Genomic DNA, 24370 nt, shown 5'->3' on the forward strand with positions numbered 1-24370 from the left:
CTCCGCCGCGGCATCCATCATGCAGCCATGGCCTGCCAGCCGGGCCGACCGGAACCCCAACCAGCACACAGGAGAACACCATGTCAGCTGCCGTCGAGTCTTCCCAGTCCACCGCTTCCACCATGCCCGCCGATCCCGCCACGCTCGCCGATCGCTACCTCGCCGCCTGGAACGAAACCGATCCCGCGCGCCGCCGCGAACTGATCGCGCTGGCGTGGACCGAATCGGCCAGCTATGTCGATCCGCTGATGCGCGGCGACGGCCATGCCGGCATCGACGCCATGATCGCGGCGGTCCAAGGCAGGTTTCCTGGTTTCCGCTTCACCCGCGTCAGCCCCGTCGACGCGCATGGCGCGAACCTGCGCTTCAGCTGGGAGCTGGGGCCCGCGGGCGAGCCCGCGCTGGTGGTCGGCACCGATTTCGCCACCGTTGCCGCCGACGGCCGGCTGGCGCGCATGACGGGCTTTATCGACCGGGCCCCCGCCGGGCTGGCCTGAGCGCCCCGGGCGTCCCAGGCGCGCCTGTGTGGCCTGGCCCACCGACAGCCCCCCCTCCGCTGGACGCATCCTGCTGCATCCAGTGCGGCGGACAGGGGAGCGAAGATGGCGCGTGTTCTGCGAGTGGCGGCGTGGGGGCTGGCCGGCGTGGCCGCCGCCGTGGCGGTGTTGGCGTATGCCGCGGTCTGGGTCGGCGAGCGCAAGGCGTCGCGGATCGTGGCGGTGCAGGTCGCGCCGCTGCCCCTGCGCGACGACCCAGCCGCCATCGCCCACGGCAAGTACCTCTATGAATCGCGCGGCTGCATGGAGTGCCACGGCGCCGGCGCCGGCGGCAAGCAGGTGTTCGACGATCCCAACGGCCTGCGCGTGCGCGCGCCCGACCTGACCCGCGCCAATCCCGCCATCGCCGCGTACCGCGCCGAGGACTGGGTACGCAGCGTTCGCCATGGCGTGGCGCCGTCGGGCCGGCCGCTGCTGATCATGCCGAGCGAGGACTACAACCGCCTCAGCGATGAAGACCTCAGTGCGCTGGTGGCCTACCTGCGCAACCTGCCGCCAGGCATGGGCGCGCCCGCCGAAGTCAGCCTGCCATGGATGGTGCGGGCGCTGTACGGCGTGGGCATGGTGCGGGACGCGGCCTCCAAGATCGACCACAGCCTGCCGGTGCAGCCGGCGCAGGCGCCGGCGCCCACGGCGCAGTATGGCGGCTATGTCGCCAATGCCTGCCTGGGCTGCCATGGCCACGACTTCAGCGGCGGCAAGATTCCCGGCGCGCCGCCCGACTGGCCGCCGGCCGCCGACCTGCGCCCGGTTTCGGGCGGCGCCATGTCGCGCTATGGCCAGGCCGGGGCGTTCATCGAGATGATGCGCAGCGGCAAGCGGCCCGACGGCTCGCAGATCAGCAGCGTGATGCCGTTCGACTCGTTCGGGCGCATGAACGATACCGAGCTGACGGCGCTGTACCTCTTCCTCGCGGATATGCCGCGGCGCTGAAAGCGCGCCTCATTGCCTTGCCAGCCGGCGTCCCGCGGCGATGCCCGGCAGCTCCACCCAGCGGTGCAGCAGCAACGCCAGGCCTAGCGCCAGCCCGGCGTCGATGGCAAAGCGCAGCAGCTGCAGGCCGGTCTGGTCCGGCGTCAGCTCGGGCATCAGCCGCTTGACGCCTTCGATCACCGTGGGATGCACCAGGTAGAGCGCGTACGACAGCTCGCCCAGCCACACCAGCGCGCGCGGCACGCGCAGCATGCCGGTATGCTCGGCCGCTACCGCGCCCGCCAGCAGCAGCGCCGCCGGCACGCCGCGGCCGGCCAGGCTGAAGTCCGGGCCGACCAGCGGCAGCGACAGCGCGAACGCCGCGCAGCCGGTGGCCAGCATCGCCAGCGCGACCGGCGGCGTCAGCAGGTGGCGCCAGCGCGCATAGGCCCAGGCCAGCAGGCAGCCGAGAAGGAATTCCAGCACCAGCGGGTTGCTCGCCATCGCCAGCCACGGCGACGCGAACGCGTAGCCCTGTGCGGGATCGGCGACCAGCGTGCCGAAGCGCCACCACGGCAGCACCAGTGTCGAGAGCGCGAACAGTGCCAGCACCACCCACAGCGCGCGCCGCCCGGCCAGCAGCAGCCCGAGCGCGAACGCGGCATAGAACGCGATCTCATAGTTGAGCGACCAGCCCACGTACAGCGCCGGATAGCCGTAATAGGGCGCATGCGCGGTGGTGGTGGGCAGGAACGCCAGCGACGCGGCGAACAGCGCCGGCGTCACCGGGTTGAGCAGCAGTGCGTGCAGCACCGACATGGCCCAGTACGGCGGCGCCAGCCGGAACGCGCGGCGGACCAGGAAGCTGAGCGGGCGCTCCGGCCGCGGCCGCGCCAGCACCGCGACCCAGGCAATGATGAAGCCGCTGATGACGAAGAACACATCGACGCCGACATGGCCGCGCTTGATCACATTGGTGGTCAGCCAGCCGAGCACGGGGGCGTCGGCCCCGCCCAGCGCGAGGCCCGAGTGGTAGACGACCACGAAGGCCGCGGCCAGGCCGCGCAGCGCCTGGATGCTGTCGAGCCGGGCAATGGCAGGGGAGGTGCGGGAGGTGGCGGGAGCGTCGGCGGCGCGGGAACTAGAAGCGGGCCGCGCGGCGCGTGGCGGTGCTGGCGTACCCGTCACCGGATGGTGGCGTTCTGGAATAGTCGGCGGCACTGTTTCAGCGGCAGGAATCCGCAAGCGATGAATCCATGAGGGACAACGGCCGTATGCACAAAGTTCGTGCAAAAACCGTCGTAGCGCGCGTAGGCGCATCATTCGCCCCAATGCGGGTCGCAATGCCTCCGGCAAGGTGACCGGAATTGCACTATCCTCACTTGTCCCGTGCGCCATGCTGCGCGCACGGGCAGTGCCCCCGCATCCTCACGCGTTCGCCATGCGCCGCCCTTGCCGGCGCGGACGGCGCGCGGGCCCGGGCACACGCCATGACCAGTGGGCAACGTACCCAAGGAGTGTCCCCCATGACCACCCTCAACATCAACGTCAACGGCAAGACCCGCACGGTCGACGTGGATCCGTCCACGCCGCTGCTGTGGGCGCTGCGTGACAACCTCGACATGACCGGCACCAAGTTCGGCTGCGGCATGGCCGCGTGCGGTGTCTGCACCGTGCATATCAACGGCCAGGCCACGCGCAGCTGCGTGACGCCGGTTTCCGCAGCGGCGGGCGCCAGCATCACCACCATCGAAGGCGTGGACACCGACAAGGTCGGCCGCGCCGTGCTCGACGCGTGGGTCAGGCACGATGTCGCCCAATGCGGCTACTGCCAGAACGGCCAGGTGATGAGCGCGATCGGCCTGCTGCGCAGCAAGCCGCGCCCCACCGACGCCGACATCGACCAGGCCATGGCCGGCAACCTGTGCCGCTGCGGCACGTACCAGCGCATCCGCGCGGCGATCAAGGACGCCGCGCGCGCGCTGGCCTGAACGGGAGGAACCGATCATGCGAATCCGAGGCATTGAAGCACTGGCCGGCGGCCACGGTGGCCAGGGCGTCCAGGGCGACAACTGCGGCACGGCGCAAGGCGGCATCGCCACGCTGAGCCGTCGCGGTTTCCTGAAACTCACCGGCCTGGCCGGCGGCGGGCTGGCGCTGGGCGTGGCGCCGCTGGCGCAGGCGCAGGAGGCGGGCAAGCCCAAGGCGCCGTCGGCGCCGCAGGCTTTCCTGATCATCGCGCCGGACAATACCGTCACGGTGGCAGTGAACCGGCTGGAATTCGGCCAGGGCGTGCATACGGCGCTGCCGATGGCGCTGGCGGAAGAACTGGACGCCGACTGGCGCAACGTACGCGCGACGCTGGCCCCCGCGGGCGACGCGTACAAGGATCCCGCCTTCGGCATGCAGATGACCGGCGGCTCGACCGCGCTGAATCACTCGTTCCAGCAGTACCGCGAGCTGGGCGCGCGCGCCCGCGCCATGCTGGTAAGCGCGGCCGCGCAGAAGTGGAAGGTCGACCCGGCCGGCATCAAGGTCGAGCAGGGCGTGCTCACCTCAGGCAGCCACCGCGCCACCCTCGGCGAACTGGCGCAGGCCGCGATGGAACTGCCCGTGCCGCAGCAGGTCACGCTGAAGGACCCGGCGCAGTTCCGCATCGTCGGCAAGCCCACGCAGCGGCTGGACGCGCGCGGCAAGCTGGCGGCGACCACGCCGTTCGGCATCGACACGAAGCTCGACAAGATGGTGGTGGCCGTGGTCGCACGCCCGCCGCGCTTCGGCGGCAAGGTGAAGTCGTTCAACGCCGACAAGGCGCGCGCGGTGCAGGGCGTGCATGGCGTGATGCAGGTGCCCGTGGACCGCGGCGGCACCGGCGTGGCGGTGGTCGGCAGCGGCTACTGGCCCGCCAAGATGGGCCGCGACGCGCTGGAGATCCAGTGGGAAGACGCGGGCTCCAAAGTGTCGTCGCAGGCGTTGTTCGATGAGTATGCGAAGCTGGCCGCGCAGCCGGGTACGGTGGCGCGCGCTGGCGAAGGCGATATCAATGCGGCCATCAACGGTGCCGCGCGCAAGATCGATGCGGAATTCCGCTTCCCGTACCTCGCGCACGCGCCGATGGAGCCGCTCAACTGCACGCTGCAGCCCGAGGTGTCCGGCGGCAAGCTGCAGGCGGTCAAGGTGTGGGTGGGGTCGCAGTTCCAGACCGTCGACCAGGCCGCGATCGCGCGCACGCTGGCCCTGTCGCCCGACAAGGTCGTACTCAACACCATGATGGCCGGCGGCGGCTTCGGCCGGCGCGCGGTGCCGACCTCCGACTACCTTGTCGAAGCGGCCAATGTGCTCAAGGCCTGGGTGGCAGCCGGACATGCCGAGCCGCTCAAGGTGGTGTGGAGCCGCGAAGACGATATCCGCGGCGGCTACTACCGTCCGCTGCACCTGCACCGCGCGCGCATCGGCTTCGATGCGCAGGGAAAGGTGGTGGGCTGGCAGCACACCGTGGTCGGGCAATCGATCCTGAAGGGCACGCCGTTCGAACCGTTCATGGTCAAGAACGGCGTCGACGCGACCATGACCGAGGGCATCGTCGAGAACGATTACGACCTGCCGCTGCAGATGTCGGTGCATCACCCGCAGGTGGACGTGCCGGTGCTGTGGTGGCGCTCGGTCGGCAACACGCATACCGCCTTCGTCAAGGAAACGCTGGCCGACGAAATGGCCGCGGCCGCGAAGCAGGACCCGGTGGCGTTCCGGCTGGCGCGCCTCGACGAAAAGAAACACGCGCGCCATCGCGCCGCGCTGCAGCTGGCGGTGGACAAGTCCGGCTACGGCAAGCGCAAGCTGCCCAAGGGGCACGCGTGGGGCGTGGCGGTCCACGAGTCGTTCAACAGCGTGGTGGCCTATGTGGTCGACGTGTCGCTGGTGAAGGGCGAGCCGCGCGTGCACCGCGTGACCGCCGGCGTGCATGCCAACCGCGTGGTCAACCCGCTGTCGGCCGAAGCCCAGATCCAGGGCGGCTGCGTGTTCGGGCTGGCGATGACGAAGCCGGGGTTTGCCATCGAGATCGAGAACGGCGCCGTGAAGAACAGCAACTTCACCGACTTCCCGCCGCCCCGTATCACCGATGCGCCGGTGGTGGACGTGTTCTTCGTGCCATCGCAGGACAACCCCACGGGCCTGGGCGAGCCGGGCGTGCCGCCGATCGCGCCGGCGGTGGCGAATGCGCTGTTCCGGCTGACCGGGAAGCGGCAGCGGCAGCTGCCGTTCGTGCTGGCCTGACGCAGGCGTGGCGCGGCGCCCCTGCACCCGGCGCCGCGCCCGCGCATCCCCCGAATGCGGCTGGCGGGTGCGCTTGTTGTCATCGCACCAGTGTTTGCGCCAGGGTGGCTGCACCCTATTGCGTTTGCGCGCCGGCCCGCGTAGAACGTGGAGACACTGCGCCCGCCCGGCCGCCGCCCGGCAGCACCGGGCCGGCGCGCCGGACGTTCGAGGTGTGGCCATGGAGACCCAGGAAAGTACCCTAACCCTTGCCCTGATGACGGAGCCCGCGCGGGCCCGCGTGTGCCGCGCGCTGCTCGACGCGGGCGAGAACGGGCTGCCCGCGGCCGACCTGGCCCACATCGCGCAGGTCAGCCTGGCGCGTGCCGGCCACCTGTTCCAGGAGCTGGTGCAGGCCGACGTGCTGGCGCTGTCGATCCAGGAACGCAAGGTCTGCTACGTGCTCAAGGCGCGGCGCGCGGTGACCGAGGCACTTGGCCACATCGACGCTAGCGGCCTGGCCGACTGAGTGCATCCGGCGCCGCGCGCGGACGGAAATGCCAGCGATTGATGCCGGCAGTCGATGCGGCCGCTATTTCTGTACCTGCCTGCGCGCGCGCTCGCGCGCCGCCTGCATGTCCTGCATGAGCCGGTACGCCGCGTAGTACTTGAAGATGTTGCGCACGTAGGTGGTGGTCTCGATGCCGATCTTTTCCGCCACCACGATCTCGACATTGTTGAACCACTTGTCGGGATCCAGCCCGCGCGCCGCTGCTTCCTTGCGCATCTTGGCGATATTGCCCGGCCCGGCGTTATAGCTCGCAAACGCGAACAGCGGCCGGTCCGTTTCCGAGAAATGCGCGTCGGGGAAGTACTTCGTCATCAGCCGGTCCATGTACTTGGCGCCGGCGTGGACATTGGCCTCTGCCATCCGGATGTTGCCGACATTCAGTTCCTTGCCCGTGGCCGGCATGATCTGCATGATGCCGACCGCGCCGACATGGCTGCGCGCCTCCTGGTTCAGCTGTGACTCCTGGAAACCCTGCGCGGCCAGCATCAGCGGGTCGAAGCCATAGTCCTTGCCATATTTCTCGAAGAAGGCGATGGTCTGCTGGAAACGCTTGTACTCGGCATCGTCGGTGTTGTTCTTGATCTGCTTGACGCGCTGCATGGTCTGCTTGAGCAGGTACTCCGCCACGCCCTGCTTCTTGACGTAGTTGACGTAGAAGTCATCGATCGCCTGCCGCAGCTGCGGGCTGTTCTTGCGGAAGGCCCAGCCGACAAAGCCGCCTTCGCGCACGGCCAGGTCCTCGCGCACCTTGATGTTCGGCAGGATCTGCGCCCACGTCGCGGCCTTCCAGTCATCGACCACCACGATCTGCAGCACGCCCGCGTTGAGCATCTCGAGCACGTCTTCGTCTTCGAGCGCGTCGGGCAGCATGACCAGCTTCATCGGCGCCTTGCCGGCGTGGCGCAGGCTGTCGTTCAGCACGGTCAGGCTTTCGAAGTAGCTGCTGGCGCGCCGGACGTGCACGGTTTTTCCGGCGAGGTCGTCGAGGCGCTGCAACGCCGGCGCCTTCGGCCCGGTGACCACCAGCTCGCGCACCGGCTTGCGGTCGCGCGGCGCGGCGAAATCGACCTGCTTCAGCCGGTTCTCGGTCTCGGTCAGGTTGCCGGCGGCGATATCGCCGAGCCCCGCCATCAGGTCAGGCAGCAGGCGGTCGCGCGTGGTCGGAATGATGATGACGGTCAGCGGGCGCTTGCCAAGCTGGTCGGCGTATTTCTTGTTCAGGTAGCGCTCGAAGCCACGCACCAGCTCCGCGGTCAGCCCGCGCTCGCGCCCCTTGTCGCTGAAGTAGAGCGTGCGGCTGTAAGGCACCAGCACGCGGATGACGCGGCTCTTGAGCATCACGTCGAAGTCGCCGGTACGGGGCTTGTTGGCAAGGCTCAGGCCACGTGGCTTGGCGGGTGCCGCCTCGCTCGGCGCAGCGGTCGCGGCAGGGGCCGCCGCAGCGGGCGGCGGATTTTGCGAAGGCTTTGTTTGCTGCGCTACGGCAGAGGGTCCACACAGGCTGCACGTGCCCACCAGGCCAGACAGAAAGAGGCCTGCCAACCAACGGGAAGGGTGGACAGCGGACATGGCGGGGAATGCAAGCCGCGCAAGCAAGCGCGCGGTTTGCCCATAAGGAGTCTAGGCGCGATACGGCGGCTTGCAAGCGGGAAGCCGTGCGCAGGCTGCGGGAAGCGCAGGTTTGCGCAGCTCGGGGGGAACGCGTTTGAGACCGGGGAAGAAGATGGCCGGCTTGCGCTGGCCATCTCTCACTTGCAGCATGCGTGATTACGCTATTGCTTCGGCGCTGCCATCTCCTGGCGGGCCGCGGCGTCCGCCGCCTTGTTCTCGACCTTGCGCTCCTGCTTGGCCTCGCCGACTTCTTCCTTGTACTCGCCCTTGGCGGCCTTCTTCTTCGCCTTGTATTCGTCGGAGGCGCGCTTGCGTGTCTCGCGGCGCTCGACCAGCGGGTCCTTGGGCGGTTCGATCTGGGTCATGCCGGGCGGCACGCCTTGCGCGCCGGCCGGGGGTGCCGCGGGCGCGGCCGTGGTCTGGGCGAAAACGGTGGCACAGCTGAGGCCTGCCAGGCCGGCGGCAATCGCGCCGACAATCCTGGGAAGGCGAGCGGGCTGTTTCGGATCCATGGAAAACCTCCAGAGTTGTTGTCGGACGCGCCGGCAGTGGAGGGGCCCGGCGCGGCTGGGACCGTGCATCGCCACGGTGGCGGCGATGCAGCGGTAGCCCTCAGTCTAGGCAGCGGGCTCACATTGCGCTGTCGGTCGAGCGCTGATGCGGTGCCGGCATTACTCTTACACGGCGGCATTGATGTATGGCCGCAACAAACTCCGGTTAAGGGCGCCACCGTCACTCCAACCCCATCGCGCACCGCATCGCGCGGCCTCCGGCGCGGATTTCAGCGAGGCGGCGACAACGCCACGCCGGTAGCGCGGCGATCCCTTCACAGCATGCCGTAGCGCGGCGCAGGCAAGGGCTGCCGCCAGCGGCGAGCGGTCATATCACCCCTTCCGCGCGCAACGCCTGCATCTCCTGCCGGGTCAGGCCGACCCTGGCGTAGATCTCTTCGTTGTGCTCGCCGACTGAAGGCCCGGTTCGGGGCGCGCCGGGCTCGTACCCGGAAAAGCGCGGCACGTGGCATGGCGCGGGAACCGAGCCCAGGTCCGGATCGGGCAGGCGCACGATCGCCTCGCGCGCGCGGAAGTGCGGGTCCTCCAGGATGTCCTCGATGGTGAAGATCTTGCTGAACGGGATCTGCTGCGCTTCCAGCGCCGCCGCGACGGCGCGGTAGTCATGTGCCGCGAACCAGGCGCCGATCCCGTCATCCAGCGTGTCGAGGTGCCGCACGCGCGCTGGGTTGGTGGCGTAGCGCGCATCGTCCGCCAGTTCCGGCTGGCCGATCGCCACGCACAGGCGCCGGAAGATCGGGTTGGACGACGCCACCATCGACACCCATTGGCCGTCGGCGGTCGCATACATGTTGGACGGCGCCGTGTACGTGGCCAGGTTGCCCGCGCGCTGGCGCACCTGGCCGAGCTGTTCGTATTCCACCGCGAGCGGCTCCAGCAGGCGGAACAGCGCCTCGGTGGCGGACAGGTCGATATCCCGCCCGGGCGCTGCGGGATCGCGCCGGCGCTCGGCCGCGGCGGTGGCGATGGCGAACGCGCCGAACAGGCCGGCCACCACGTCGCCGGCGGGATAGTTCATGTGCAGCGGCGGACCGCCCGGCTCACCGGCGAGGTTGGTGAAGCCGCTCATGGCTTCGAACACGCGCGCGAAGCCGGCGCGCGACGCATACGGGCCGGTCTGGCCGAAGCCGGTCAGGCGCAGGATGATCAGGCGCGGGTTCGCTTCGCGCAAGGTCCCGGCGTCGAGGCCCCAGCGGTCGAGCGTGCCGGTGCGGAAGTTCTCGACCAGCACATCGAATTCGGGCAGCAGCCGGAGGAACAGCGCGCGCCCCTGTGGCTGCCGCACGTCGAGCGAGATGCCGCGCTTGCCGCGGTTGGCCACCTTCCAGTAGAGCGGCAGGCCGTCCTTGACCGGTGCCAGGCCGCGCAGCGGATCGCTGCCATCGGGCAACTCAAGCTTGACCACGTCGGCGCCCATGTCGGCGCACAGCGTGCTGGCGAGCGGCGCGGCCAGCACCGTGGCCATGTCGAGGATGCGCAGTCCGGCGAGCGGGCCGTCGGTCTTGCCGTTGCCGTTCACAAACGAGGTCTGGTTCATGCGTCCACCTTGATGTCGCGCGCCTTGATCAATGCTGCCCAGCGCGTTGCCTCGGCCACCAGCAGCTGGTCGAATTGCCTGGCGTCGAGCGGGAGGATTTCCGCATCAAGCGCCGCCAGCCGGTTGCGCACGTCGGTGGTGCCCATCGCCGCCTGCAGCGCGGCGCCGAGGTAGTCGACGATGGCCGGCGCCGTGCGTGCATGGACAGCCAGGCCGTACCAGGATCGCACCAGCGCGTCGGGATAGCCCGCCTCGGCGATGGTCGGGACCTCCGGCAGCGAGCGCGTGCGCCGTGCGGCATTGACGGCGAGAGGCCGTACGCGATTCGACTGGATCAGCGGCAGCACCAGGTTCTGCGACACCAGCGCGAACTGCAGCTGCCCGCGTCCCAGGTCCAGCACCGAAGGCGGCTGGCCCTTGTAGCCGACATTGGTCACGCGCACGCCGGTGGCTTCGAAGAACAGCTCCTGCGCCAGGTGCAGCGAGCTGCCGGCGCCCGGCACCGGCACGTTGACCGAGCCGGGCCGCGCCTTGGCCCAGGCCGCGAACTCCTTCAGCGTCTTCACAGGGACGTCGTTGTGCACCACGAATACCGATGGCACCGCGGCCACCGAGCCAATGGCGCGAAAATTCTGCACGCGGATGCCGGAGTCGGGGTAGAGCGTCTGCGCCACCGCCAGCACCGGCGTGACGCCGAGCATCGTGTAGCCGTCCGCCGGCGCGCGGCTGGCGAACTCGATGCCGATGCGGCCATCTGCACCCGGCTTGTTCTCCACGACCACGCGCTGCGGCAGGTCGAGCGACATGCGGTCGAGGGCGGCGCGCAGCGTGACGTCGACCACGCCGCCCGCCGGGTAAGGGATGACCGCGCGCAGCGGCCGCTCGGGGAAGTTGCCCGGGCCGGTGCTGGCGCGGGCCAGCGCCGGCAACAGGCCGGGCGCGGCCATCATCAGGGCGGTCTGGAAAGCAGTCCTTCCGAATGCTCGGCGATCCATGCTGTCTCCTCTTTCTTGTATCGGTATTTGCGCCGGCGCCTGCCGGTCACTCTCTGCCGGTCACTCCGGCAGGTAAGGGCGCAGGCATTCGAGCGACTGGCGCGTCTGCCGCACCAGCCGGTCCATGATCCGCGCCACGGGCTCGACCTCCTTCACCCAGGCAACGCTCTGGCCCGCCGCCTCGTACATCAGCGGGGCGATCTCGTGCTCTTCCACCGCTGCCAGCAGCCGGCCGGTCAGGGCCTGCTGGTAGGGCATGTCTAGTGGCGCCGGGGCATCGGCCGCCGCCCATGCGTCGGAGAAGGCGCTGCGCACCACGCGGCAGGGCTTGCCGCTGTGCGCGCGGGTGATCACCGTGTCGTCGCTGCCAGCGGCCAGCAGCCGTTCAGTCAGCGCGGCCGGCAGCTGATGCTCGGCGCTGCCCAGCCACACGGTGCCGAGCCACGCGCCCTGCGCCCCCATCGCCAGCGCCGCGGCGATCTGGCTGCCTTCGCCGATGCCGCCGGCGGCCAGCACGGGGCGTCCCTCGGCGGCCGCGATGATCTGCGGCACCAGCGTGAAGGTGCCGATCGTGCCAGTATGCCCGCCGGCGTCGTAGCCCTGGGCGACCAGCACATCGACGCCGGCCGCGATGGCCTTGCGCGCATGCTTGACCGCGCCGACCAGCGCCATGGTGGTCTTGCCGGCACGGCGCACCCTGGCGATGGTGTCGGCCGGCGTGCCGACGCCGGCGGCGAACACCTCCACCTCGCTCTGCGCCACGGCTGCGACCTGTTCCTCGAACAAAGCCTGCGAGCGCACGTACTGCGAGAAGAAGTTGCCCGCCGTGGCCGGCGGCACGGCGAAGCGCTCGAACAGGCCGTCGACGAAGCGGCGATGTCCTTCAGGGATCGCAGCGCTTACGTCTTCCGGGGTGGAGACGCCCGGCAGCGCGGTGGGCAGCAGCAGGTCCACACCGACCGGCACGTCCGGGCACAGCGCGCGCAGGTCGCGCAGTTTCTGCGCCAGTTCGTTGGGGCCATCGCGTGCCGCGGCATACACGCCGAGGCCGCCGGCATTGGAAATGGCCGCGGCGACCTCGATGCTGTGCGCCAGCCCGAACACCGGGTAGCGGATGCCCAGCCGGCGGCACAGCGCATTGGCCAGGCTATGGTCAGCAGTGCTTGCCATCATTGCGCTCCAAACAGATCCGGCTCGAAATCGAGGCAGGGATGTTGTGGCATCGCCGAGGCGGTCTTCATCACGTGCCGGCCGATCAGGTTCTTGTGGACCTCGCTGGTGCCTTCGCCAATCTGGTTCATCTTGGCGTCGCGCAGGAAGCGCTCGATCGGATACGCATTCAGGTAGCCGTTGCCGCCCAGCAGTTGCGCGCAGTCCACTACCACGCGCATGCACAGGTCGGTGCTGTGCATCTTGGCGATCGAGGCGTGGATCGAAGTCTCAGGGTCCGTGCGGTCGTAGCGCTGCGCCGAGCTGTAGACCAGGCAGCGGGCGGCTTCGATGCGCGCGGCCATGTCGGCCAGCATCCACTGGATGCCCTGGTGCTCGCCCACCGCCTTGCCCGATACCTGCCGGTGCCCGGCGTATTGCGCGGCGATCTGCAGCGCGCCGGTCATCCGACCCAGCGCGATCGCGGCATGGCCGATGCGTGCGCGCACCAGCGTGTCCTGCGCCAGCGCCATGCCCTGTCCCTCTTCGCCCAGGCGATGCGAGACCGGCACGAACACATCGTCGAGCCGGACCTCGGCGATCGGCACGCCATGCCAGCCGAGCTTGGGAATGATCGGCGATACGCTCAGTCCTTCAGCATCGCGCGGCACCAGGAACGCCGTCAGTCCCTTGCTGCCGCCGGGACCGTCGGCAAGCGAAGCCACCACGACAAACATATCGGCCACGTTGGCGCGGGTGATGAATTTCTTTACGCCAGTGAGCCGATAGCCGCCGGGATGCCGGCTGGCGACGGTGCGCAGCCGCGCGAGATCCGATCCCGCGCCGGGCTCGGTCAGCGCGAAGGCGGACTGCCTGCTGCCATTGGCCAGCAGCGGCACCGTCTGCGCGCAAAGCTCCGCGGAACCGCCGGCAACGATCGGGCGCGAGGACAGGTCGGTGCCGGTCACGAGCGACGCCGCCGTGCTGCACGTTCGCGCAATCTCTTCGATGATCCTGACGCGCAGCAGCATCGAGGCATTGGTGCCGCCGAGCGTGGTGGGAAACGCCGTGGCGATGACGCCGCTTTCCGCCAGCGCGCGGAAGGTGTCCCAGGCGAACTCGTCGTTGCGGTTTGCCGCGTTGGCCCTGGGGCCGATGTGGTCCCGGACCAGTGCCTGGACACGGGCCAGCATGTCGTTCTGCGCCGCATTGAGCGGCGCCAGCGGATGGTGTTCAGCAGTCAGTGGCATGGATCAGGGTCTCCTCCGGGTGGTGTGCGATTGCCTCTAACGATAGAGAGGCGGTATCCTCGGATCAATGCCGGTATCAGAAAGCAGATATCTCCATAGGAGATAGCAGGAGAGGGATATGCAAACAGATGCGGGACACGACGTGACGCTCAAGGCGTTGACCACGTTCGTCGCGGTGGCGCGCACGGGCAGCGTTTCGGGCGCCGCGGCGCAGCTCGGCCTGGCACAGTCGGCGATCAGCCGGCAGGTCGCCGAGCTGGAGAAGATGTTTGGTGGCCCGCTGTTCTACCGCACCGGCCGCGGCGTGCGGCCAACCACGCTGGCCGCGCAGGTGCTGGCCGATGCCGAGCCGCTGCTGGACGGCGCCAGGCAGCTGGTCGAGTCGGCGCGCGGCCGTGCCGGCAATGTCAGCGGCATGGTCACGCTGGGCCTGGTGCCGGCGGTGGCGCCGCTGCTGTCGAGCCGGCTCTACGCCGCCGTGCAGGAGCGGCTGCCCGCGGTGAAGCTGCGCATCGTGGAAGGCTACAGCGGCGAGATCGAGACGCGGCTGACCCAAGGCAGCATCGATCTCGCCGTCCTGAACCGCTATCGTGCCGAAGGCCGGAACAGCTACCGCCGCCTGCTCGATACGCCGCTGATGCTGGTCGGCCGGCGCGAGGCCGTGCAGGCCCACTGGCGCGCCGCGGGCGGCAGGCCGGCTTCGATGCTGCTGCGGCAGATCGGCGGCGTGCCGCTGGTGCTGCCGGTGCCGCCCAACGCCATCCGCAACCTGCTGGAAGAGGCTGCCGCCGCGCACCGCATCGCCCTCAACGTGTGCATGGAGGCAAGCTCATCAGTGGTCATCAAGCGCATCCTGTCCGACCATGCCGCGTTTTCCGTATTGCCATACCACGCGGTGGCGGCCGAGCTGGAGAGCGGGGAGTATGACGCCGTGCCATTGGCGGACCGCGCCATGCGGCAGAGCGTGGTGCTGGCGACGAGCAGCCAGCGTCCCTTCACCGCCGCGGTGCGGCAGGTGGCGCAGATGATTCCCAAGCTTGCCGAGGCGCTGATCGGCGAAGGGAAGTGGCGGCGGTGACGGAGATGTCTGGCGCGGGACGCGGCGTGCCGCTGTGAGAGCTGGGACACCGTCACAAGCCGGTACATGGGGCTGGGTAGAGATCCAGCCGATGCATGTCTTCGCTGCCATGCCCGCCTTGGCGTATGCACGTCTTGTTGAGCCCCATGCATGCCTCGACAGACCGGATGGCTAGGTTGCGGGCCCCGCAGCAGCCGGCGCGTCCAGGCTTCGCTCCAGCAGCGTCAGATCGTCGCGCAGCAACTGCAGGATAGCCGCCGGCCCGGGCTTGTCCAGCGCGCGGCTGGCCGGCAGTTCGACCGAGCGCAGCGCCATGTCCGCAATCTGGCCCGCTACCTCATCCACGGAAGCCTGTCCGGCGGGATTGAACCACCACGCCGTCCAGTTGCACATGCCGATGATCGAGAATGCGGCGATCTTGGCGTCCACCACGCGAAAGCTCCCATGGTCGATGCCGAACTCGATCGCCTGCCGGAACTGTTCGAGCACCGCGCGGCGCGCCTGCTCGGCCATCTTGCGCTGCTTGAGCGGCAGGTTGTTCTCGTTGCGTTCGACCACGCGGAACTGCAGCGGGTGCGTCAGGATCAGCGTGGCGTGGCGCAGCACCAGGTGGCGCAGGATGCCGGCAGGCGTGCGCATGGCCTCGGGGATGGCCTCGGTGGCCAGTTGCGCGGCGGTGCGCGTGACCGCCGTAGTCAACTCCTCGAGGATGGCTTCCTTGCTCTTGAAGTAGTAGTAGAGCGCCGGACGGCTCAGCCCCACTGCGTCCGCGATGTCGTTGAGTCCGGTGCCATCGAAGCCGCGCTCGATGAAGAGGCGCGTCGCGACCTCCAGGATCGAGTCCCGCAGCGCGTCGCTCTTGCTCTGTGCCTTTGCCATGTAACCGCCATTCAGTTTTTCGACGCGGGCGTCGAGAAGCCATCACGATAAACAAAATGGCGCGGGCCCGCCACCCCGGTGCACCGGGGCGTTGCCCGGCAACTTCCCTGCTAGTGCATTGAAAGGCGCCTGCAAACGGATTCGGCGCTCTCGTAAAAAAATTTACGTACACGTCGAAAAATGGACTATTCTGTAAAAAACGGAGTGAATCGATGAATAGTTCCCAGACGCCCCCCAACGAATCGCCCGCCGCTCGCGGGCCGATTGCAGGTTTCCTGAACACCGACTGGAACCCGCGCGATGTGCCGCCGGGCACGGTGACCCGCAACGTCGTGCTGCGCACGGAGGATGGTGCGGCCACCGGCGGTTCGCTCTATGCCGCAGGCCGGCCCGATACGGTGGTCTGCATCATGCATCCGCGCGAGTTCATGGCCTGCCACTACCTGATTCCCGACATCGTGGAAGCCGGTTACGCGGCGTGGTCGCAGTCGCCGCGCTCGGTCGGCAACGACCAGCGCCTGGAGCACGAGTTCGCGCTCTATGACGTCGCGGCAGGCGTGCGTTTCCTGCGTGAAGCGGGCTTCCGCAACATCGTGCTGCTCGGCAACTCGGGCGGCAGCGGGTTGTATGCCCTGTACGTCCAGCAATCGAATGCCGCGCCAGAAGCGCGCATCGGCCGGACGCCCGGCGGCCGTGCCACCCATCTCGCCTCGGCATTGCTGCCCGCCGTGGATGGCGTGGTTTTCGTCGCGCCGCATCCGGGACAAGGCATGCTGCTGCAGTCCTGCATCGACCCGTCCGTGACAGACGAGCGCGACCCGCTTTCCGTCGATCCGGCGCTCGATGCATTCGCCGCCGCCAATGGCTTTGCGCCGGCCCCGCGGTCGTCCGCGTATCACACCCACTTCGTCATGAAGTACCGCGCCGCGCAGGCGATGCGGGTACAGCGCCTTGACCACCTGGCCCGGACGATGATTGCCGAGCGCATGGACGCCCGCGCCGAAGTGAAGCGCAACCCCGGCACGGTCAGCGATACCGTGCGCCGGCGCGCGGCCCACACGCAGCTCTTTCCCGTCTGGCGCACCGATGCCGACCTGCGCTGCTTCGACCTGTCGCTCGATCCGTCGGACCGCAAATACGGCTCGCTCTGGGGCGCGGACCCGTTCATCTCCAACTATGGCTCGGTCGGCTTCGCCCGCGTGTGCTCGCCCGAGAGCTGGTTGTCGACATGGTCGGGTCTGTCGTCGAATGCGGCGCTGTCCCGCACCGCCCCGGCCATTCACCAGCCCACGCTGCTGATCGAGTACACGGCCGACCAGGCCTGTTTCCCCAGTGTCATCGCGGACATCTTCCAGAGCATCGGCAGCGTCGACAAGCAGCACCACCGCGTTCGCGGCGACCACCACGGCCGCGCGCTGGCCAAGGGCGAGGAACCCGGCCGCTATGCGACGGGCCGTCTGCTGCAGACGTGGCTACGCGAGAGCTTCCCGCAATAACTTCCTGCAATAACTTCCCGCAATAACGCACCAGACACACACCAGCCCCATTCCGATCCGGAGACGTAACGATGCATGCAAGAACCGCCCCACCCGACGCCGCCGCGCCGCTGCGCCTGCGCGGCGTCGACCATACCGCCCGCCCCACCTGGCGCCTGAAGGAAACCGTCACGTTCTATCGCGACATCCTGGGCCTGCCGCTGATCCACACGATTTCGGCGCGCGGCTGGGGGCCTTCGACGCACCCCGATTTCCTGCACTTCTTCTTTGACAGCGGCAGGGGCAGCACCATTGCGTTCTTCTACTACCTCGGCAGTGACGAGCCCGAAGCGTTGGCGGGTCGCGGCACCCGTCCGCCGCTCCCGGACGACCATGTGTTCGACGCCACCCACACGGCCTGGCTGGTCGATACGCAGGAAGAAATGCTGGCATGGAAGACGCGGCTGGAGGAGCGCGGCGTGGTGGTGTCCGCGGAAACCGCGCACGAGGTGATCGAGTCGATCTACTTCCGCGACCCGAACGGCTACTTCATCGAGATCACGCGCAAGCTGCGGCCGCTTGCAGCGCTCGATGCGCGCGATGCCGATGCGACGCTGGCCGCCGCCATCGAGCTGGAGGACGAAGCCCGCACCCGGCATGCGCGCGTGACGAGGATCGACGCCATCTGGAGGCGCAAGGCAGAGATCCTCGGCCGCCGCCTGGACCTGGACCAGGAGTGTCACGCATGAGCCCGACCACCCTACGTATGTTTGTGCTGAACGTTCCCGAGTTCGCGGTCCTGACAGAAGCCGCGCGCCGCCTGCCGGCGTGCCGGCTCAGCGATCTCGGCGACTATACGGTGATCGCTTCGGATGAACCGCTCGAATTCGGGCGCCGCGCCCTGGGCCTGAAGCCCGCGGTCTGGTACGGGCTGTTCACCGGCGGGCTTGACGGCAAGATCGAACGTTTCGACCGCGATATCGTGCGCATCGTCCCGCGCGATCCGGCGATGGCGTGAGTGCCGGAGGAGGCCATCATGACCGGTATTCATTTTCCGATTGAAGGCGTGGTGTACTGCCCGCCCGCCGACGCCGCCCGGTATTTCGAAAGCGGCGCATGGGTCGACGACACGCTCGGCGGCGCATTGCGCAAGACCGCCCGTCGCACGCCGGACCACCCGGCCTTCATCAGCGATGAGCGCTCGATCACCTTTGCCGAACTGGACGCGCGCAGCGAGCGCCTCGGCGCCGCACTGCATCAGCTTGGCGTCAGGCCTGGTGACCGCGCCATCTTCCAGATGGGAACCACGATCGACACCGTCGTCGCGTTGATGGGCTGCTACAAGGCCGGCATAGTTCCCGTGTGTGCGGTGCCCCAGTACCGCGAGGTCGAGATCGGCCAGCTTTCCGCCCAGTCCACGCCGCGAGCCTACTTTGTGCAGGCCGATTTCAGCGCCTTCGACCTGACCGGCTTTGCCCGCGGCATGGCCTGCCGTCACCCGTCGATCCAACACCTGATCGTTGCGCGTGGCGGCGGTTCCGCCGCACAGGGTGCGCTTGCCGAGCATGGCATGGACGCACTGATCGATACGATCTCCTACGAGCAGGCCGTGAAAGTACTGGCGGGGGTCCGGATCGGCAGCGAGGACGTGCTCAGCTTCCAGTTGTCCGGTGGCACGACCGGCGTACCGAAGATCATTCCGCGCTTCCACGCCGAGTACATCGGCCATGCGCTGGCCTGCATGCGCCTGCTCGGTCAGACCGCGAAAAGCCGTCTGATCTGGTCGCTGCCGCTGCTGCACAATGCCGGCCAGCTCTATGTGCTGGTACCGGTCGTGGCGGGCGGCATGACCTCGGTGCTGATGCCACGCGTCGATATCCAGCGCATGCTCGATCTGATCGAACAACACCGCGTCACGCATGGTATGTCGATCGGGCCGGTGGCGCCGCAGATGATCGCGTACCGGGACATTGCGCGGCACGATCTTTCGTCGCTGGAACTGTTCGGCACGATGACGCGTGCCGACGCGCTCGAAGCGCATCTCGGCGTGCCGTGCTTCAACCTCTTCGGGACGACCGAAGGATTACTGCTCGGTGCCGGCGCGCGGTTTTCCGCCGCGATACGGCATCGCACCCAGGGCTTCTCCGGTTGCCCGGATGACGATCTCCGCTTGCTGGTGCCGGGCACGGACGAGGCGGCACTGCCGGGAACGCCCGGCGAGTTGTGCTTCCGCGGTCCATCCAGCCTTCGCGGCTACTACAAGGCGCCGGAAGCCACCGCCCAGTCACTGACCGCGGATGGTTTCGTGCGCTCCGGCGACCTCATGACCGAGCACGTGATCGACGGCTACCGCTGCTTTGCGTTTGAAGGCCGCCTGCGCGACAACGTGAACCGCGGCGGCGAGAAGATCGGCTCGGAAGAAGTGGAGGCGTATGTCAGCCGGCATCCTGCGGTCGCGGACGCCAAGCTTGTAGCGATGCCGGACCCGTTGTACGGAGAGAAAGGCTGCATCTACGTAATCCTGCGCGCTGGCCATGCCGCGCCCGACGTGGCGGGATTGGCTGCGTTCCTGGTGGAACAGGGACTGGCAAAGTTCAAATGCCCGGAGCGTATCGAAGTGGTCGCGGAGTTCCCGGTGACCCGCGTCGGCAAGGTCGACAAGGCCGCACTGCGGGCCATGATCGCGCGCCAGCTCGCGGCGGAAGCCGCTGGCGGAGCCGGCGAAACGGGGAGGAAATCGGCATGACACCTGCACCGAAGCCGTACTGCGAAACGAGCGCGCACGCCAACCCATCCAACCAAGGCTGACCAGCATGAACAGTCGTACCTACCGTATCGGGCAGATCGTGCCCAGCTCCAACACGACGATGGAGACCGAGATTCCCGCCATGCTGCGCGCGCGGGAGCAGGTCTGGCCGGAGCGCTTCACGTTCCACGCGAGCCGCATGCGCATGCATCGCGTCGTCCGCGAAGAGTTGGAAGCGATGAACCGCGAAGGTCTGCGCTGCGCCGCCGAACTGGCCGACGCGCGCGTGGACGTGATGAGCACGGCGTGCCTGGTCGCCATCATGGCGATGGGGCCGGGCTACCACCGCCAGGTTGAGCGGGACTTGCTGCGCGTGGCGCGCGCGAACCACTGCGATGCGCCGGTGATGACGTCGGCCGGCGCGCTGGTGGCGGGCCTGAAGTCGATGGGCGCGCGCCGTATTGCGCTGATGGCGCCGTACATGAAGCCACTGACCGAGGCCGTGGTCCGGTACATCGAGCATGAAGGCATTGAAGTCCTGGATGCCTTGTCTTTCGAGATCCCGGACAACCTCGAAGTCGGGCGCCGCGATCCCATGCAGTTGCTGCAGGATGTCAGGCGCCTCAACACCGCCAATGCCGATGTCGTGGTGCTGTCGGCCTGCGTGCAGATGCCGTCGCTGCCGGCCATCCAGGCAGCGCAAGATGCCATCGGCCTTCCCGTCACGTCCACCGCTGCCTGCACGGTGCGCCAGATGCTGGAGCACCTGGACCTGGCTCCCGCCGTCCCCAATGCCGGTGCGGCCCTGGCGCCGGCAAGCAAGTAGGAGGCTTACCATGAATGTCGTCGTCATCGGAGGCGGGCCCGCCGGCCTCTACTTCTCGCTGCTGCTCAAGCAGCGGCATCCTGAAGACCATATCGTTGTGCATGAGCGCAACGAAGCAGGCGCCACCTACGGCTGGGGTGTCGTGTTCTCCGACATCGCGCTGTCGTTCCTGCAGGACGCAGATCCGGCGTTCTTCAGGAAGTTCACCGCCCATCATCAGCGTTGCGACCATATGGAAGTGATCCACCGCGGCGTGGCGGTGCCGCTGCGCGGCAACCATTTCTCGCGCACCTCGCGTATCGACCTGCTGCGCGTGCTGCAAGGTGCATGCACCGCGGCCGGCGTCGAGATCCGCTATGGCAGCCGCGTGAATGATCCGGCGGAATTGCCTGACGCCGACCTGGTCGTGGCGGCCGACGGCGTCAACAGCGAGGTGCGTACGCGGCTGGCCGAGCATTTCCAGCCGAGCTTCGACGTGCGCCGCAACAAGTTCGCGTGGTATGGCACGCATCAGCTCTTCCATCCGGTTTCGCTGATCTTCCGCGAGACCGAGTTCGGCGTGTTCATCGCTCACTCGTACCAGTACAGCGATGCGTTGTCGACGTTCCTGGTGGAGGTGGATCCGGACACATGGCATCGCGCCGGACTGGATACCGCGACCGAGGATGAGAGCCGTGCGTTCTGCGAGTGGGTGTTTGCCGAAGACCTCGGCGGGCATTCGCTGCTCGGCAATCGCTCGAACTGGTTCCAGGCCAGCGTGGTGCAAAACGAGCACTGGTCGCACGGCAAGGTCGTGCTGCTCGGCGATGCCTTGCGCAGCGTGCATTTTTCTCTGGGCTCAGGAACCCGCATGGCCATGCAGGATGCCGTAGCGCTGTGCGATGCAGTCTGCGCGCATCGAGACGACATGCCGGCTGCTTTCCAGGCGTTCGAAGACTCGCGCCGGGATGCATCGGCGAAGTTCCAGGATGCGGCTCGCCGTAGTCTCGACTGGTACGAATCGGTTGACAGCAAGATGCACCTCGATCCGGTGGCGTTCGCCTACGACTACATGCTGCGCACTGGCAGGGTCACGCACGAGGACCTGCGCCAGCGGGATCCGGCGTTCATCGCCCGCGTGGAAGCGGGTGGTTACCACTACCCGGACATGGATCCAGCCTCGGCATAGCCGCGCGCCGCAGCGCGGACCACGCAGTACCGCACAAGCCGAAGCATAGCGGCGGTGCGCCAACCTTCCCAGGAGACAAAATGACCGCCCCATCCGCCCCCAAAGATGTGGCGGCGGCCGCGCACATGCGCGCCGCTGTCAACGTACGCGAGTTTATCGACGCTGCGAGGCTTTCGCCCTTGCAGTTGCGCATCATGCTGCTGTGTTTCGCGATCGTCGCCCTTGACGGCTTCGATATCGCGATCATCGGCTTCCTTGCTCCTCATATTCGAGGCGAGTGGTCGCTGTCCATGGTGGCATTGGGCCCACTGTTCTCGGCCGGATTGCTTGGACTGATGGCCGGCGCCTTCCTGTGCGGGCCCATGGCCGATCGCATTGGCCGCCGCCGCGTGTTGATCATGTCGGTGGCGTGGTTCGGCGCCGCGTGCCTGGCATCTGCGGCGGCTTCCGGCATTGGGTGGCTGATTGCACTTCGCTTCCTGACCGGGCTTGGGCTCGGCGGCGCGATGCCCAACGCCATCACGCTCACGGCGGAATTCAGTCCGTCGCGTCGCCGTGGCACCTTGTTGACGGTGATGTTCTGCGGGTTTTCGCTCGGGTCGGCGGTGGGCGGGGTGGTGACCGCCTATCTCATCGAGCATGTGGGCTGGCGCGGCGTGCTGGCGCTGGGCGGGGTGCTCCCTCTGTTGCTGGTGCCGGTGCTAGCGCTGGCATTGCCGGAGTCGGTGCGTTACCTGGCGACACGCGAGGGCATGCAGGCGCGGATCGCAGCCACCCTGGCGCGCATCGACGCGGCCCGGATCACGCCCGGACTTCGCTACGTCACCGACGAGCCGGATGGCCCCGGTTCGCCGGTCGGCCAACTCTTTGCGTCCCGCTATCGGATGGGAACGCTGTGGCTCTGGATTGCCTTCTTCTGCAGCCTGCTATTGCTTTACCTGATGATCAACTGGCTGCCGATCCTGGTACAGCGCAGCGGTCTTTCCCTGAAGGAGGCTTCAATGCTGGCAGGTCTTCTGCAGGGCGGCGGCGTTGTCGGTGCCATCGTGCTGGGCATGCTGCTCGACAAGTTCAACCCTTACGCGGTAGTTGCCAGTGCTTATACGCTTGGGGCCATCGCGGTGGCGTGCCTGGCTTCAGTGAGCGCACCCATGGCAATGGCGGCGGCGATCTTTGTCACGGGCTTCTGCGTCAGCGGCTCGCAGGTCTGCGCCAACGTGCTGGCGTCGGCGTTTTATCCGACCACAAGTCGTGCCACGGGGGTGGCATGGGCGCTCGGCATCGGGCGGGTCGGTGCGATCGGGGGCTCGCTCGGTGGCGCTTTCCTTCTGTCGGCGGGCTGGAGCAACGCAGCGCTTTACCTGCTCCTGGCGGTACCGGCAATGGTGGCGGCAATCGGCATCTACCTGACCGGGCGTGTTCAGGCCGTTCCCGGCGCAGGGGATACCGGACCGGAACTCGCGCGGGTCGAGCCTGCCGCACAACTTCACGAGTAAGGCATGGGCGGCGGGCAGGGCGGCGGCCCCGGACTCCATGGATCGCTCGTGCCGGTAGTCGGCGCAAACCGGACGAATGTGCCGGTGATCCGTCCGGGAGGTCCCACGCCGGGGACGGTGGCCATGACCGAATCGATGAACACCCACCTCAATTTCCCCCGTCCGGGAAAACCCCCATCAAACCGCTGTCTTGAAATGGCCATACCCCGTCCCTATAATTAGCACTCGTCGGGGGTGAGTGCTAACAGCATGAAGCGCCCCTTGCGACACCTGAAAATTTCAGTTGGCCGTCGCCTCGGTTAGCCGGCCGATTTGTGATTAAACACTCACTTTTGTATCTAGGAGTCCGTATGAACCTGCGTCCTCTGCACGACCGCGTGATCGTGAAGCGTCTGGACAACGAAACCAAGACCGCGTCCGGTATCGTGATTCCCGACAACGCTGCCGAGAAGCCCGATCAAGGCGAAGTGCTGGCAATCGGTCCTGGCAAGAAGGATGACAAGGGCAACAACATCGCCCTCGACGTCAAGGTCGGTGACCGCGTGCTGTTCGGCAAGTACGCCGGCCAGGCCGTGAAGGTGGAAGGCCAGGAACTGCTGGTCATGCGCGAAGAAGACATCATGGCCGTGGTGAACAAGTAATTCACCAACTGACCGCCACCCGTACAGATTTCAGGAGATTCAAGAATGGCAGCTAAAGACGTAGTGTTCGGCGACGCCGCACGTGCCAAGATGGTCGAAGGCGTGAACATCCTCGCCAACGCCGTTAAAGTGACCCTGGGCCCGAAGGGCCGCAACGTGGTGCTGGAGCGCAGCTTCGGCGGCCCGACCGTGACCAAGGACGGCGTGTCCGTGGCCAAGGAAATCGAGCTGAAGGACAAGCTGCAGAACATGGGCGCCCAGATGGTCAAGGAAGTCGCTTCCAAGACCAGCGACAACGCCGGTGACGGTACCACCACGGCTACCGTGCTGGCCCAGTCGATCGTGCGCGAAGGCATGAAGTACGTTGCCGCCGGCATGAACCCGATGGACCTGAAGCGCGGTATCGACAAGGCTGTCGCCGCCGCCGTGGAAGAGCTGAAGAAGGTCAGCAAGCCCACCACCACCAGCAAGGAAATCGCCCAGGTTGGCGCCATCTCGGCCAACAGCGACACCTCGATCGGTGAGCGCATTGCCGAAGCCATGGACAAGGTCGGCAAGGAAGGCGTGATCACCGTCGAAGACGGCAAGTCGCTGGCCGACGAGCTGGAAGTCGTGGAAGGCATGCAGTTCGACCGCGGCTACCTGTCGCCGTA

At 67.7% G+C, this 24370-nt stretch carries 23 protein-coding genes; 15 read left to right on the forward strand and 8 right to left on the reverse strand.

Translation table 11 applies throughout. The features are described from left to right. Positions 1 to 122 precede the first annotated feature (122 nt). Positions 123 to 497, forward strand: coding sequence for a nuclear transport factor 2 family protein (locus tag J8I34_RS10915; RefSeq protein WP_371748064.1), 375 nt, complete (start codon positions 123 to 125; stop codon positions 495 to 497). A gap of 105 nt (positions 498 to 602) precedes the next feature. Further along, positions 603 to 1490 (forward strand): c-type cytochrome, encoded by an 888-nt coding sequence (locus tag J8I34_RS10920; protein WP_209806011.1) that lies wholly within the window; start codon positions 603 to 605, stop codon positions 1488 to 1490. A 9-nt stretch (positions 1491 to 1499) separates the two neighbouring features. Here the strand turns inward: J8I34_RS10920 and J8I34_RS10925 are convergent, their stop codons facing one another. After that, positions 1500 to 2564 (reverse strand): acyltransferase family protein, encoded by a 1065-nt coding sequence (locus J8I34_RS10925; RefSeq protein WP_209806025.1) that lies wholly within the window; start codon positions 2562 to 2564, stop codon positions 1500 to 1502. 431 nt (positions 2565 to 2995) lie between these two features. Between J8I34_RS10925 and J8I34_RS10930 the strand changes: the two genes are divergently transcribed. From J8I34_RS10930 to J8I34_RS10940, 3 genes are all read left to right on the forward strand, one after another. Next, a complete protein-coding gene (locus J8I34_RS10930; RefSeq protein WP_209806012.1) occupies positions 2996 to 3460 on the forward strand; it encodes a (2Fe-2S)-binding protein in 465 nt (154 codons plus the stop codon). A 16-nt stretch (positions 3461 to 3476) separates the two neighbouring features. Then, positions 3477 to 5744 carry a xanthine dehydrogenase family protein molybdopterin-binding subunit gene (locus J8I34_RS10935; protein ID WP_209806013.1) on the forward strand — a complete coding sequence of 756 codons (2268 nt, stop codon included), beginning with the start codon at positions 3477 to 3479 and terminating at the stop codon, positions 5742 to 5744. 220 nt (positions 5745 to 5964) lie between these two features. After that, complete coding sequence (locus tag J8I34_RS10940; RefSeq protein ID WP_029047969.1) at positions 5965 to 6252, forward strand: helix-turn-helix domain-containing protein; 288 nt, start codon at positions 5965 to 5967, stop codon at positions 6250 to 6252. A 63-nt stretch (positions 6253 to 6315) separates the two neighbouring features. Here the strand turns inward: J8I34_RS10940 and J8I34_RS10945 are convergent, their stop codons facing one another. The 6 genes from J8I34_RS10945 to J8I34_RS10970 all read right to left on the reverse strand — a co-directional run bounded on the left by J8I34_RS10945 (position 6316) and on the right by J8I34_RS10970 (position 13408). Next, positions 6316 to 7863, reverse strand: coding sequence for an MltF family protein (locus J8I34_RS10945; protein WP_209806014.1), 1548 nt, complete (start codon positions 7861 to 7863; stop codon positions 6316 to 6318). A 203-nt stretch (positions 7864 to 8066) separates the two neighbouring features. Further along, positions 8067 to 8417: a hypothetical protein gene (locus J8I34_RS10950; protein ID WP_209806015.1), complete on the reverse strand. Its 351-nt coding sequence runs from the start codon at positions 8415 to 8417 to the stop codon at positions 8067 to 8069. Between the two features lie 367 nt (positions 8418 to 8784). Continuing rightward, a complete protein-coding gene (locus J8I34_RS10955; RefSeq protein ID WP_209806016.1) occupies positions 8785 to 10014 on the reverse strand; it encodes a CaiB/BaiF CoA transferase family protein in 1230 nt (409 codons plus the stop codon). Then, entirely contained in the window at positions 10011 to 11009 is a 999-nt protein-coding gene (locus tag J8I34_RS10960) for a Bug family tripartite tricarboxylate transporter substrate binding protein (RefSeq protein ID WP_209806017.1), read from the reverse strand. Before J8I34_RS10960 ends, J8I34_RS10955 begins: the two co-directional genes overlap by 4 nt. A gap of 60 nt (positions 11010 to 11069) precedes the next feature. Beyond that, the gene (locus tag J8I34_RS10965; protein ID WP_209806018.1) at positions 11070 to 12179 is read right to left on the reverse strand and encodes an NAD(P)H-dependent flavin oxidoreductase; all 1110 of its coding nucleotides are present in this window, start codon (positions 12177 to 12179) and stop codon (positions 11070 to 11072) included. Continuing rightward, positions 12179 to 13408 carry an acyl-CoA dehydrogenase family protein gene (locus J8I34_RS10970; RefSeq protein ID WP_209806019.1) on the reverse strand — a complete coding sequence of 410 codons (1230 nt, stop codon included), beginning with the start codon at positions 13406 to 13408 and terminating at the stop codon, positions 12179 to 12181. Before J8I34_RS10970 ends, J8I34_RS10965 begins: the two co-directional genes overlap by 1 nt. 118 nt (positions 13409 to 13526) lie before the next feature. On the opposite strand from J8I34_RS10970, the gene J8I34_RS10975 reads away from it, so the two are divergent. Beyond that, entirely contained in the window at positions 13527 to 14486 is a 960-nt protein-coding gene (locus tag J8I34_RS10975; protein WP_209806020.1) for a LysR family transcriptional regulator, read from the forward strand. Between the two features lie 171 nt (positions 14487 to 14657). Here the strand turns inward: J8I34_RS10975 and J8I34_RS10980 are convergent, their stop codons facing one another. Then, on the reverse strand, positions 14658 to 15365 hold the full coding sequence (locus tag J8I34_RS10980) for a TetR/AcrR family transcriptional regulator (protein ID WP_029047977.1): 708 nt from the start codon (positions 15363 to 15365) through the stop codon (positions 14658 to 14660). Positions 15366 to 15577: 212 nt separating this feature from the next. On the opposite strand from J8I34_RS10980, the gene J8I34_RS10985 reads away from it, so the two are divergent. The 9 genes from J8I34_RS10985 to J8I34_RS11020 all read left to right on the forward strand — a co-directional run. Beyond that, complete coding sequence (locus tag J8I34_RS10985; RefSeq protein ID WP_209806021.1) at positions 15578 to 16861, forward strand: alpha/beta fold hydrolase; 1284 nt, start codon at positions 15578 to 15580, stop codon at positions 16859 to 16861. Positions 16862 to 16932: 71 nt separating this feature from the next. Next, entirely contained in the window at positions 16933 to 17589 is a 657-nt protein-coding gene (locus J8I34_RS10990; RefSeq protein WP_371748062.1) for a VOC family protein, read from the forward strand. After that, entirely contained in the window at positions 17586 to 17858 is a 273-nt protein-coding gene (locus J8I34_RS35480) for a hypothetical protein (RefSeq protein ID WP_348635734.1), read from the forward strand. The genes J8I34_RS10990 and J8I34_RS35480 overlap by 4 nt, the downstream gene beginning before the upstream one ends. An 18-nt stretch (positions 17859 to 17876) precedes the next feature. Next, complete coding sequence (locus tag J8I34_RS10995; RefSeq protein WP_209806026.1) at positions 17877 to 19586, forward strand: AMP-binding protein; 1710 nt, start codon at positions 17877 to 17879, stop codon at positions 19584 to 19586. Positions 19587 to 19653: 67 nt separating this feature from the next. Next, complete coding sequence (locus J8I34_RS11000) at positions 19654 to 20412, forward strand: maleate cis-trans isomerase family protein (RefSeq protein ID WP_209806022.1); 759 nt, start codon at positions 19654 to 19656, stop codon at positions 20410 to 20412. Between the two features lie 10 nt (positions 20413 to 20422). Next, entirely contained in the window at positions 20423 to 21580 is a 1158-nt protein-coding gene (locus J8I34_RS11005; RefSeq protein WP_209806023.1) for an FAD-dependent monooxygenase, read from the forward strand. 80 nt (positions 21581 to 21660) lie between these two features. Further along, positions 21661 to 23076, forward strand: a complete 1416-nt coding sequence (locus J8I34_RS11010; RefSeq protein WP_245175880.1) for an MFS transporter — start codon at positions 21661 to 21663, stop codon at positions 23074 to 23076. 350 nt (positions 23077 to 23426) lie between these two features. Continuing rightward, positions 23427 to 23717, forward strand: a complete 291-nt coding sequence (gene groES, locus J8I34_RS11015; protein WP_010813047.1) for a co-chaperone GroES — start codon at positions 23427 to 23429, stop codon at positions 23715 to 23717. Positions 23718 to 23762: 45 nt separating this feature from the next. After that, positions 23763 to 24370 (forward strand): TCP-1/cpn60 chaperonin family protein (locus tag J8I34_RS11020; protein WP_305826406.1); only part of this gene is annotated, 608 nt, incomplete at its 3' end.

This window comes from Cupriavidus phytohabitans (assembly GCF_017815025.1).
Taxonomy (GTDB): domain Bacteria; phylum Pseudomonadota; class Gammaproteobacteria; order Burkholderiales; family Burkholderiaceae; genus Cupriavidus.